Raw genomic sequence first — 11,707 nt, 5'->3', positions numbered from 1 at the left:
CACCGCGCTCGTCCGCACCGCGCTCGTCCGCACCGCGCTCGTCCGCACCGCGCTCGTCCGCACCGCGCTCGTCCGCAGCGTGTGAACTTCGGGCTCGATACGCGCCCGAAGTTCACACGGTTGGTGCGTCAGTGCTTGTGCAGCAGCTCGTGGGTCTGGCTGATCTTCTCCCACGACTTCGGGGCGACCGGCGCCTTGCGGGCCAGCGTCGCCGCGCCCGCGACGGCCGGCTTCTCCGGCGTGAAGATCCACGCGTCGAAGAACGCGTCCAGGTCCTGGCCGGAGATCTTCTCGGCGAGGGCGATGAACTCGTCCGTCGTCACGTTGCCGTAGCGGTTGTCGTCCGCCCAGGTCCGAACGATCTGGAAGAAGTCCTCGTCACCGACGGTGTTCCGGAGCTGGTGCAGGGTCATCGCACCGCGGTCGTAGACGGCGTCGCCGAACAGCTCGGGAACCCCCGGATCGGCCGGCGCGGTCGTCCAGATCGAGGCGTCGTCCGGGTACGTCGCGTAAAGGTAGTCGAAGATCTCCTGCGCGGTGCCCTCGTCGTTCTTCTCCGACCAGAGCCACTCCGCGTAACTGGCGAACCCTTCGTTCAGCCAGATGTGCTTCCACTCGGCCACCGACAACGAGTCACCGAACCACTGGTGGGCGAGCTCGTGCGCGACCACCGAGGTGTTGGCGCCCCGGCGGAAGAAAGCCCACGAATAGGTCGGCCGGGTCTGGTTCTCCAGGGCGAAACCGAGCGTGCCGGGCGGCGCGACCAGGCCGCCGAGCGCCTCGAACGGGTACGGCCCGAAGATCGTGCTCTCCCACTCGGCGATCTCCACGGTGCGTTCCACGCTGGCCTCGGCGGCGTCGCGGAACTCCGCGGTGAGCAGCTGGGAGTAGGCGTTGTAGACCGGCAGGCCGCTCGTCGAGGTGTCGGTCGTGACGTCGTACTGCCCGACGGCCAGGAAGGTCAGGTAGGTGGCCTGCGGCTTGAGCGACCGCCAGCTCCACCGGGTGTAGCCGAGCGTCTCGCGCACCGGCGGGCGCGGCATCACGCCGTTGCTGATCGCCTCGACGCCGTCGGGCACCGAGATCGACACGTCGAAGGTGGCCTTGTCCGACGGGTGGTCGTTGCTCGGGTACCACCACCAGGCGATCTCCGGCTCGCCGATGGCGAGGGCGCCGTCCGGCGTGCGGATCCAGGCGGTGTAGCCGGCACCCACCTCGGAGGACGGGACGCCGGAGTACTGCACCACGATGGTGATCCGGCTGTTGTCCGCGATCGGGCGGGCCGGCGTGACGACCAGCTCGTGCTCGCCCTCACGGGTGAAGGTGGCCGGACGGTTGTTCACCCGGACCGAGGAGACGTCCAGCAGGAAGTCCAGGTTGAGCCGGCTCAGGTCCTGCGTCGCGGTGGCCAGGATCGTGGTGGTGCCGGTCAGCCGGTCGGTCGCCGGGGTGTACCGCAGGCGGACGTCGTAGTGGGAGACGTCGTACCCACTGTTGCCGTAATCCGGGTAGTACTCGTCGCCCACGCCGGGGCCGCCCGGAGCCGGGGCGGCCCGGTGTGACGGTGCGGCTTGGACCGCCACACCGGTCGTGGCGAGGGTCAATGCTGTGGCGGTCAGCGCCACGAGCAGTCGTCGCACGGTCGGATCCTTCCGTCAGCGATCGGAACCCCGCCAACCTATCGAAGGATGTCTACCCGTGCGGGCCGGAGACACATATCAGTCTTCTCCCCGGTTGTTTTCATCCGGGATATGGCCTTCGCCGTGACGTCAGGACATCGCCACGTCGTCGAACCAGACCGTGCCGGTGTTGTCGCCGGACTTCAGGTGCAGCTGCACGCTGGCCGCACCGGCCGGGGCGACCGCCTCGACGACGAGCTTGGTCCAGGTGGTGTTGCCGGCCGGCAGGCGGTTGGAGAGGTCCTGGCCGATCCAGCGGCCGGTGGCGTCGAACCAGCTGAAGGCGATCTCGGTGGTGCCGGTGGCGGCGACGCCGCGGGCGAACGCCTCGGCCCGCCACCGATATCCCGGCTGCACCGGGGTGATCGGCGAGGTGACCAGCGAGGGCAGGCCCGCCGAGGTCCGCGTGGTGCCGGAGAACCGAGCCGACCAGCTCCCGTTGCGTGCCATCTCGGTGGTGATCACCGCGGCGCCCGCCTGCGGGATGTTCTGCCGCCACGGCGAGTCGGTCGCGGCCGCCTCGAAGCCCAGGTTCAGGAAGCTGTTCGGCATCGTGCCGGTGGTCCAGGCGGTCCGGGCCACCGAGGCGGCCAGCTTCGCGACGCCGTCGGCCCGGAACAGTCCGAACCGGTACTGCGCGGGCATCGTGGAGACCGTCGAGTTGCTCGGGATGGCGCCGTCGGAGAAGTCGTTCAGCGTCCACGGCGCCACCGATCCGACCCCGGCCTCCTTGGCTGCGCGGAACACCCGGGCCAGGTACGCCCCCTGCTCCCCCTCGCCGGCCGACGCGCTGCTCATGCCGGTCTCGCCGATCACGACGAGGTCCGGCGCCACCGCGGCCTGCGCCTTGCGGATCTCCGCGAGCGAGCGCTCCGAGTTCCCGTAGAAGTGGAAGTCGTAGTAGTCGAGCGGCGTCGAGGCCAGCGCCGACTTGATCTTCGCCATGCCGGCCGCGCCGGTGCCGCCGTCGACCGAGAGCGTCAGCGGCATGGTGGGCGCGGCGGCCCGGATCGCCGGGATCACCTTCCGCACCCAGGTCACCGCCGCCGCGTCGTCCGGCTGGAACTCGTTCTTCACCTCGACCGCGATGACCCGCGGATCGTCGACGTACGGCGCCAGCACCGCGTCGGCCCAGGAAATGCTGTTCGCCACATCGGAGTAACCGGCCCACCAGTCGAACAGCGTCAGCTTCACGGAGAGCCCGTTCGCCTCCGCGATGCTGATCATCTTGCGGAGACGCTCGGTGTACTCCGCCTTCGGCTGCGGGTAGCCGAAGGTCTGCGGGAAGACGATCACCCGTACGTTGTCCGCGCCGAGCGACGCCGCCTTGGCCATGTCGGCCTCGATGCGCACCGGGTCGAAGCCCGTCCACATCGCCGACCAGCCCGCGTCCGACGGGTAGTAGTTGATCGACTTCGCCACCCGGACCTGGTCCAGCCGGCTGCTCAGGGTGGGCGCCGAACCGACCACGGTGGCCGCCGCGGCCGGCGCCGCGGCGTTCAGAGGCGATACCGGCAGCATCAGACCGAACAGGAGCGCGGAGGCCAGGGCGAAGGCACGTGATCGAACGCTGCGCATCGTTATCGGGTCTCTTTCCAGGTTGCTTTTCGGGGGTGACCCCTCGAATCGGCCGCATCGACCCCGGCAGCAGCGCTTGCCTGATGGCAATGAGGGTGCGGTTCGGGTGCTCCGGCACCCGCCGGCTGAACCCGGTGCGACGGGGCGGGGTTCACTCCGGCGAGACATGCGCACTGTCGTCCACCGGTTCACCCACTGGAGAGGTCGCAGCATGCACAACGATCTATGGCCGTCGCCGTACCCGATCGACCCCGGATACCCGGCCGGCGAGCACACCGAGTTCAGCGGTTTCGCCGACACCGCGGCCATCACCGTCACCATGCGGTTCTCGCCGCTCACCTTCATCCTCGGCCTGTTCACCCCCGTCCTGGCGATCGACGGTCAGCCGGTCCCCGCACGCTGGCGGCGGGCACTGGTCACCGACGTGACGCCCGGTCAGCACCACGTGCACGCCCACGTGCCGTACCTGATCCCCCGCCGGGTCGGGGCCGCTGACCTCCTGGTCACCGCGTACCCCGGCGAGACCGTCGACCTGGAGTACCGGGCGCCGCTGATCGTCTTCATGCGCGGCGCGCTCGGGGTGGGACGACAGAAGCATCCCGGCATGGTGACGACGATCGTCCTGCTGGTGCTCACCCTGCTGCTGGGAGCGGTCACCTTCGGCGCCGCCGCTGTCGCGGCGAGATCGGCGAGTGCCCCGGCCGCCCGGACCGCACCACCGCTGCCGGACCTGCCCGCCACTCCCCCGTCCCTCCTGGCGGAGCCGTCCCTGCGGGAAGGGCTCCCGCACGACGCCTGACCGGCGCGGTCTTCGGTGAACGGGACGAGACGTCGACGATGCGATTCGCGGGGTGGCCGTTCGCATTCCGGGCGCCCGCGCAGTGGGAATGCGTGGAGGCTGAAGTCGAACTGCCGGACGCTCTCGCGTACATCTGCGGCGAACCGGGAAGCGGAAAGCGCCTCGCCCTGATGCTCCGCGCCTGCCCCGCGCCCTGCGACGCGGCCCAGCGGAACACGATGAACAAGAAATGGCTCCGCGCCGAGGAGAAACCGCGCAGATTCGACGCGGACACCCGCTTCCTGGAGGCGAAACGCCGCTATCAGCTCGTGATGAGCCACTTCTTCGGCATCGGCCCGCGGTGGCAGGTGGCGATCGACGCGACGTCACCGGTGCGGAGCCGCGGCGAGATGCAGAAGGTGACCAACGAGATCCTGACCCAGACCACAGTCAGCTGAGATCGCTCCTGACGATCCTCGGTTTCCCGGAGCCGAGATAGAAGATGCCCGGCAGGCCATCGGTCTCGAAGCCGGCACTCGGATTACGGCGCAAAGTGGAATCGCGGATGGTGAGGGTCCCGGTGCGGTCGTTGCTCACGAAGAACACCGCGCCGCCGCCCTCCCGTGCCCGGTTCCGCTCGATGATCGTCCCGTCCAGGACCAACCGGAAGCGGTCACCGTCCAGATAGATCGCACCGCCGCTGCCGCCGCCCGGCGTGCCGTCCCGAGCCGGATTGGCGCCCCTCCCGACCGCCTCGTTGCCGGAGAACACGCTGTTCAGCACCGTCCAGGAGACACCGATGCTGCTGAGCGCCGCGCCGTTCGAGCAGACCCCGCCGGTGAAAGTGCTGCCCACGACGTAAACCGGGCGGTCGCCACCCTGATCGAGCACCCGCACCGCGGCGCCGCCCAGATCAGGCCCGGTCCCGTCACACCGATTCGCGGTGAACCGGGAATCGACGATGCCGAGATTGCCGCCGCGAACGAAAATCGCACCGCCGCCGCCACCCTCGGTGTCGTCGCCAGTGCTGTTACCGCGTGTGAAAGCCATATTCTGGATCGTCAGCCGCGGGGTGTCCTGATCCTGGCAGTGCGAAGTCGTCCAGCCCTGAGCCTCGTCACAGGTGTTCATGTACAGAATGCGCCGCTTACCGGCGCCGCTCAGAGTGACCCGCCCGCCACCGTCGAGAACCGTCCTGGCATTGGCGTTCCGGACCTTCGCGGTGGCGGTCATCGTGATCGTCACGGGCTCGGGGCCGCAGTCGAAGGTGATGATCCCGCCGGCAGCAACCGCCTTGACGACGGCGGCGGAGGTGCAGCTCTCGGGGGTGCCCGACCCGATGGTGCGAGTGGGATCGGAGGTGTCGACGGCCTCGGCGGCGGCGGGGATCTGCGCCCTGCCGTTCGGGTTGCCGGGAGACTCGAGTTTCTTCGGCCTTTTCGACGGCTCAGGTGCCGGGCTGCTGGTCGTGGCCACCGCCCGGCTGGGCGCGGAAGCTTCAGGCGAAGACGTGCCTGGCACGGAGGGCAGACCGGCCGGCACCGGCGCCGGATCGTCCGCTTGACAGGCAGCCAGGAGCAGACTCACAGCCAGAGCAACAACAACCCGTCGAGATCGCACCGGCCGATGGTACGGGCCGACGTGCGATTCTCCACCGGATCAACGCCTGGTCAGCACGACACCCTCTCGCACCGAATCCGCGAGCTCCGCGTCGACAGCAATGGTGGTATTCGATGATGCGACATGCAGCTCGACGGACCTCACCACGGCCGGCGCAGCAGTGGCATCGCTGTCAGCCACCACCAACTCGTCGCCGATCCGCAGAGCGTCACCCTCCAGCCGCCCCGTTACGAAGATCCAGGGACGGCTCGACAGACGATGCACCCGCTCAACCGTGAGCCGAGTCATGTGCGGTTCCTCCTCCACTCTGCGACGAAGCCTTCCTCGGCCGCGTAGGCCTCGTCCTCCAACGGGCCCGTCATGGTCGTGATCCGCCCCTCCTGGTGCTGGCCGACATGGACACTTTCGTGTCCGAGCGTTCGGACCAGCGTCTCCTCGTCCTGAAAGGCAGCGGGGCCGAGCTGCACGCCGAACGAGTCTGTTCTGGCCGCGGCACCCTGAAAGTCTAGATACGCGATGTCGTCCGCGCTTTCGACGACTTCCACAGGCGTTCCGCGAAAGTCGACACCCGCCAGCTCGGCATAGTGCTGAACCGTTTCCGCTGTTCGTGGCAGCCCGATGTTCTGATCGAGCACTTCCCGGTTCGTCCGGGCGCCGGACCGCGAGTACAGACTGACCCGGTCAGATGCCGGCCCGGAGCGGCTGAGCCGCTGCGATTGTTGCCGAAGCCGCTGGAGGACGCCGGTCAATTCCGAGAGCTTGCTGTTCAATCGACGCAGGCTGTCCAACAACGCCCGGACGAAACCTTGAATCCGGTTCGCCCAAGTGGCTACCAACGCACCCACCTGACTGACCACCACCGGCGTGGCCAGTCCCAACGTCAGCCCCTCCGCGGCCAGCCACTGCGGCAACCTGATTGCCAGCGTCGCCACGAACTGCGCTATCAGGTCGCGCACGATCTCCCGCACCAACCCGACCAGAAGCCCCGCTCCCTCCACCGCATAGGAAAGAGCCCTCGTCACCACCGCGAGACCATCGACTGCCGCCAGCTGCTCCCCGGCATGCACTCGATAGGCGTCGCCCGCACGGCCCTGCCAATCGGCGATCTGCTCCCGTACAGCATCCGCGTAGAGCTCATGCGTCTCGGCGATGGATCCGGAGATGTTCTGCCACGTCGCCGCATGCGCCGCGATCTCGGCCGGGTTCCCGGCCAGCCAATCCAGCGCTTCCTGCAACGGCTTGACGTGTTCCAGCAGCCACCCGACGCCCCAGGCCATCAGCGACCCCAGAGGATCAACGGTCATCGCCAGCGCGTCGAGGCTGCCGCCCACCCCACCGAGCGTCGCGTCCACCCAACTGTTGTCGTGGATGCCGTTGCTGACCTCGATGGCATCCTCGACGAGACCGAGCCCCGTGGACCAGGTCGTAGCGGACTGCGCTTCGGCGACCAGCGGGTTGTCACTCATCCGGGCCACCCGCGGACGGCCTGCGCTCCTCGCCCGTCAGTGTTCATCGCCCGTCCCGGTCCTCCCGCTCCGGGAAGCGGGTGGCGAACGAGTCGATCACCGCGCGGCCGGTTTCGCCGTGGGTGCCTCGAAAACGCACCGGCCGATGGTACGGCCAGGCAGACGCCTTTCGGCAGAGCCGGTTTCGTCATGAGGCCCCGCCTGTCAGGCGCACCCGTATCAGTAGAAGTGCGCATGTGCGGTCTCCGGCGCCTCACCGGAACGCTTGAACGCCCGCAGGATCGCCCCGGCCACCTTGATCAGCACTGCCGCGTCATGACCGTCCGCCGATCCCGTGACGTCCCCGTTCAGACCATCGATGATCATGCTGCCCATAGCTCTTCCGGACGCGTCCGACGGGCGGATCCGCCGGGTGTCCGGCTCGAAGGTCACGAAGCCGGACCCGCCTTGCCCGTGGTCCGCCTCCCAGCGGTACAGAACCCCACCGGCCAGGGCACCTTCCGCCCAGATCCCGAGCGAAGCAGTCACCTGCGTCTCCGTTTCATGGTCAGCCCCTGTACTGATAGCCGAGGCCGTCGGCCGCAGCAGCTCCAGGATCCCACTCGAAGCCGGCTTCCAGAGTCGCCGCGTGGGCCCGGCGGTAGCTGGGGTCACCGGTGCGGACCATGAACTCCGCCTCATAGCGCTCGTGCCTGAGCAGATCCAGGTCGGCCGGATGCGCCTGGCCCGCGGAAAGTCTGTGCCACGCCTCCGCTATACGCGGGCTCGCGTCGAAGCGGGCCATTTCCCCGTCCGAGTAGGAATCGAGCAGGTGCTCCTCCCGAAAAACGTGGTTCTTGATGCGCACGATGTCGTCCGTGCTGAATCCGTGCTCGCGAACGGTCGCAGCGACGGCCGGTATCTCATCGTCGCTCGCGCGGATGGCGTCATAAGCCTCGTCGGCCCAGCGTTCCTCGTAATCCATGGCGTTCCGGGGCGGCCTCACCTCACCCCCCGTCTGACGCCCCGGATCGGACCGGTGTCCACCCTTCCCCGCGTTCCCCGTCGCAATATCCGTACGGCCCGACCGCTGCAGTTGTTGCCTGAGCCGAGCCAGAACCCCGGTCAAGTCGTCGAGCTTGCTCATCAATCGGCGGAGACTGCTCAGAAGCGCTCGGACGAATTGCTGGATCCTGTTGACCCAGGTCGTCACCAGGGACGCCACCTGACTTGCCACCACAGGGGTGGCAAGGCCCAAAGTCAGGCCCTCGGCAGCGAGCCACTGCGGCAATCGGACGGCCAGGGTCGCCACGAACTGGGCGATGAGGTCGCGCACCACCTCCCGGACCAAGGACACCAGCAACCCGGCGCCTTCCACCGCGTACGACATCGCTTTGGTCACCACCGCGAGGCCTTCGATCACCGCGAGCTGACCGGCGGCATGCGTCCGGTAGGCGTCGCCGGACGCGCCTTGCCAAGCGCTCAGCTGCGACTCCACCGCAGACGCGTATCGCTGATGCGTCTCGCTCGTGGCGGCAGCGACGTTGCGCCATGTTCCGGCGTGGGCAGTGATCTCAGCCGGATTTCCGGCCAGCCAATCAAGCGCTTCCTGCAACGGCTTGACGTGTTCCAGCAGCCACCCGACGCCCCAGGCCATCAGCGACCCCAGAGGATCAACGGTCATCGCCAGCGCGTCGAGGCTGCCGCCCACCCCACCGAGCGTCGCGTCCACCCAACTGTTGTCGTGGATGCCGTTGCTGACCTCGATGGCATCCTCGACGAGACCGAGCCCCGTGGACCAGGTCGTAGCGGACTGCGCTTCGGCGACCAGCGGGTTGTCACTCATCCGGGCCACCCGCGGACGGCATGCGCTCCTCGCCCGTCAGTGTTCATCGCCCGTCCCGGTCCTCCCGCTCCAGGAAGCGGGTGGCGAACGAGTCGATCACCGCGCGGCCGGTTTCGCTGTCGGGGCCGACCGTTTCCCGTACCTGCTCGGCGACCTTGGCCGACAACTCACCCTGCGCCCGCCGCATCACCGCGAGGATCTCGCGGGCAAGGTCGGCCCCGGTGTAATCCAGCGCGCGATCCTCCACCTCGAGCTTCTCGACCTGGCCGGCGGAGCCGACGGTCACCCGGATCGCGCCGTCCCAGCCCTCCGCCGACCCGGTCAGCGCAGCCACCCTGCGGGTCAGCTCGACACTGCGCTCGGCCTGCGCGTTCACCTGGCTGACCCACGAGTCCAGCCATTCCTCCGCGGCGTCGACATCGTTCACCGGAGCCCCCATCCTCATCGATGTCTCCCAGTAGACCGTGGACGGTCCCGCCACTCAAGGTGCACGCCATTGCGTACGACTATAGTCGCATGCCTATAGTCCTGCTCAGGGGTGAGCCCCTCCGGACTGAGCCTGGTCGACAGCGCCACCGGCATCGCTCACGGCATCCGTAATCGCGGCTAGGTCGATCCCGCCCTCAGCACCGCCGGCGCCACACTGAACACGCTTGCGCCGGCCATCGACCCTCTCGGCACCCTGTGGCTTGGCTTGACTGATGCAGCACGTCCAGCCGCTCCGGGCGACCCTCGATCAGCTTGCCGGCAATGCGTCCCTTACCCGTCGCCTTCCGGAACATAAGGATCGGTCGGAATGAGTCTGACGTCAGGAATCACTGCGGCGCGCTCCTCAGGCGTCGCGTCGAATGTCAGCATCTCCGCGCCGTCCGGGATGCCGACGCGCGATAGGAATATTCCGTTACGTCCGACGTCGCACCACAGCGTTGCGAAGCCGACCCTGGTGTCCGGGCTACCGGTGTAGGTGATGCGCAGCCGCCCTTGATCACCGTCCGGGCAGGGCACATCGACCGGCTCGGGCCAGGCGTCGCGGATCCGGGTGAAGGCGTCGAACCACGCCTCCCACGTCTTCTGTGAGTCCGTCATCTCCGGCATCAGATCTACTCCGTGTCGAGCAGGTGCTTGTGGGCCTGCCACCATCGTTCCTCGAATGCATAGGCCCGGATCTCGGCGGCGGCACGGGCGGCCTCTTCCCAGGGGAACTCATTACCGTTGCGCAGTTCTTCGAGGTGGAAGCGCTCGTGCGCCAGGGTGCGCGCCAACTGTTCCTCGCTACGAAAAGCGTCCCGAGCCAGCTTGATCTCCCCGTCGGGCATCGTCACACCATAGAACTCCCTCCCGGGGCCGGATCCACGCCTGTTCTTGTCCAAGGAAAATCTGACTCCTGCCACGTCGATGCCGTACTTCTGCGCGACTGTGCGAACGTTCCCCGCCGTCATCAAGATGATTTCGCCGTTGCGCACGATGCCGTCGCCCTGCCGGAAGAGTCCAACTTCCCGCTCAGCATCTCCGTGAGCTCGGTCAGTTCTCACCCCGCTGCGGCGGCTCAGAGTCTGCAATTTCTGCTGCAGCCGCTGGAGAAGACCGGCCAAGTCCGTCAGCCTGCCGCTGAGCCGTCGCAAACTGCTCAGCAGCGCCCGTACGAAGTCCTGAATCCTGTTGACCCACTTCGCGACGAGCGCCGCCACCTGGCCGACCACCACCGGAGTGGCCAGTCCCAGCGTCAACCCCTCCGCGGCCAGCCACTGAGGCAATCGTGCTGCCAGAGTGGCGACGAATTGTGCGATCAGATCACGCACGATCTCCCGGACCGACCCGACCAACAGCCCCGCGCCCTCCACCGCGTAGGAAAGAGCGCGTGTCACAACCGCGATGCCCTCGATCACCGTGGCGTGCTCAGCAGCTTGGGCGCGGTAGGCATCACCGGAGACACCGGACCACTCGGCGGTCTGGGTGCGGACCGCTTCTGCGTATTGCTGACGAGCTTCGGCAGCGGCGACAGACACGTTCTGCCACGTGGCCTTATGCGCCGCGATCTCGGCCGGGTTCCCGGCCAGCCAATCCAGCGCTTCCTGCAACGGCTTGACGTGTTCCAGCAGCCACCCGACGCCCCAGGCCATCAGCGACCCCAGAGGATCAACGGTCATCGCCAGCGCGTCGAGGCTGCCGCCCACCCCACCGAGCGTCGCGTCCACCCAACTGTTGTCGTGGATGCCGTTGCTGACCTCGATGGCATCCTCGACGAGACCGAGCCCCGTGGACCAGGTCGTAGCGGACTGCGCTTCGGCGACCAGCGGGTTGTCACTCATCCGGGCCACCCGCGGACGGCCTGCTGAAGCGAAACCGCCGCTCCCCGCCCGTCAGTATTCATCGACTGCCTCGGCCCACGCAGTCCAGCCATTCCTCCGCGGCGTCGACATCGTTCACCGGAGCCCCATCCTCATCGATGTCTCCCCAGTAGACCGTGGACGGTCCCGCCACTCAAGGTGCACGCCATTGCGTACGACTATAGTCTTGTGCCTATAGTCATGCTCATGGGTAACAAGCCTCTCCGACTGGTCGGCGCGCACGAGATCCGCGCCATGCTCGGCGTCAGTCGTCAACGGGTCTATCAGCTGGCCGGCAAACCGGACTTTCCCAAGCCCATCGCCAAGCTGGCCCAGGGCAAGATCTGGAATCTGGACGACATCGAGGTCTGGATGACCACCTACCGCGCCCGCCGGAGGCGCGCGCTCGAAGCCGCCACCCCGATGCGTTGAAC

13 protein-coding genes are annotated in these 11,707 nt (G+C 67.8%); 3 read left to right on the top strand and 10 right to left on the bottom strand.

The features are described from left to right. Positions 1-128: 128 nt before the first annotated feature. Together AC0NH5_RS30175 and AC0NH5_RS30170 are read right to left on the bottom strand one after the other, a co-directional pair. Positions 129-1,640: a M1 family metallopeptidase gene (locus AC0NH5_RS30175; protein WP_474410145.1), complete on the bottom strand. Its 1,512-nt coding sequence runs from the start codon at positions 1,638-1,640 to the stop codon at positions 129-131. Positions 1,641-1,769: 129 nt separating this feature from the next. After that, positions 1,770-3,257, bottom strand: a complete 1,488-nt coding sequence (locus tag AC0NH5_RS30170) for a cellulase family glycosylhydrolase (protein WP_474410143.1) — start codon at positions 3,255-3,257, stop codon at positions 1,770-1,772. A 211-nt stretch (positions 3,258-3,468) separates the two neighbouring features. On the opposite strand from AC0NH5_RS30170, the gene AC0NH5_RS30165 reads away from it, so the two are divergent. Together AC0NH5_RS30165 and AC0NH5_RS30160 are read left to right on the top strand one after the other, a co-directional pair. Beyond that, entirely contained in the window at positions 3,469-4,056 is a 588-nt protein-coding gene (locus AC0NH5_RS30165) for a hypothetical protein (protein WP_474410142.1), read from the top strand. 92 nt (positions 4,057-4,148) lie between these two features. After that, positions 4,149-4,493: a hypothetical protein gene (locus AC0NH5_RS30160; protein WP_474410141.1), complete on the top strand. Its 345-nt coding sequence runs from the start codon at positions 4,149-4,151 to the stop codon at positions 4,491-4,493. Here AC0NH5_RS30160 and AC0NH5_RS30155 read toward each other — a convergent pair. The 8 genes from AC0NH5_RS30155 to AC0NH5_RS30120 form a co-directional block, all read right to left on the bottom strand. Beyond that, a complete protein-coding gene (locus AC0NH5_RS30155; protein ID WP_474410138.1) occupies positions 4,486-5,622 on the bottom strand; it encodes a hypothetical protein in 1,137 nt (378 codons plus the stop codon). The genes AC0NH5_RS30160 and AC0NH5_RS30155 overlap by 8 nt on opposite strands. 72 nt (positions 5,623-5,694) lie before the next feature. Next, a complete protein-coding gene (locus AC0NH5_RS30150; RefSeq protein WP_474410136.1) occupies positions 5,695-5,943 on the bottom strand; it encodes a hypothetical protein in 249 nt (82 codons plus the stop codon). Further along, entirely contained in the window at positions 5,940-7,121 is a 1,182-nt protein-coding gene (locus AC0NH5_RS30145; protein ID WP_474410135.1) for a hypothetical protein, read from the bottom strand. The genes AC0NH5_RS30150 and AC0NH5_RS30145 overlap by 4 nt, the downstream gene beginning before the upstream one ends. A gap of 219 nt (positions 7,122-7,340) precedes the next feature. Next, a complete protein-coding gene (locus tag AC0NH5_RS30140) occupies positions 7,341-7,649 on the bottom strand; it encodes a hypothetical protein (protein WP_474410133.1) in 309 nt (102 codons plus the stop codon). Between the two features lie 19 nt (positions 7,650-7,668). Then, a complete protein-coding gene (locus AC0NH5_RS30135; RefSeq protein WP_474410132.1) occupies positions 7,669-8,946 on the bottom strand; it encodes a WXG100 family type VII secretion target in 1,278 nt (425 codons plus the stop codon). Positions 8,947-8,989: 43 nt separating this feature from the next. Then, positions 8,990-9,373 carry a YbaB/EbfC family nucleoid-associated protein gene (locus tag AC0NH5_RS30130; protein ID WP_474410130.1) on the bottom strand — a complete coding sequence of 128 codons (384 nt, stop codon included), beginning with the start codon at positions 9,371-9,373 and terminating at the stop codon, positions 8,990-8,992. 332 nt (positions 9,374-9,705) lie between these two features. Next, positions 9,706-10,041: a hypothetical protein gene (locus tag AC0NH5_RS30125; RefSeq protein WP_474410128.1), complete on the bottom strand. Its 336-nt coding sequence runs from the start codon at positions 10,039-10,041 to the stop codon at positions 9,706-9,708. Positions 10,042-10,046: 5 nt separating this feature from the next. Beyond that, on the bottom strand, positions 10,047-11,255 hold the full coding sequence (locus AC0NH5_RS30120) for a hypothetical protein (protein ID WP_474410126.1): 1,209 nt from the start codon (positions 11,253-11,255) through the stop codon (positions 10,047-10,049). Between the two features lie 225 nt (positions 11,256-11,480). Between AC0NH5_RS30120 and AC0NH5_RS30115 the strand changes: the two genes are divergently transcribed. Further along, positions 11,481-11,705 carry a helix-turn-helix transcriptional regulator gene (locus tag AC0NH5_RS30115; RefSeq protein WP_474410124.1) on the top strand — a complete coding sequence of 75 codons (225 nt, stop codon included), beginning with the start codon at positions 11,481-11,483 and terminating at the stop codon, positions 11,703-11,705. The last annotated feature ends 2 nt before the right edge of the window (positions 11,706-11,707 follow it).

This window comes from Actinoplanes sp. 13, from assembly GCF_056134165.1.
The sequence above is the reverse complement of the archived record's forward strand: the minus strand, read 5'-3'. Positions and strand labels throughout refer to the sequence as shown.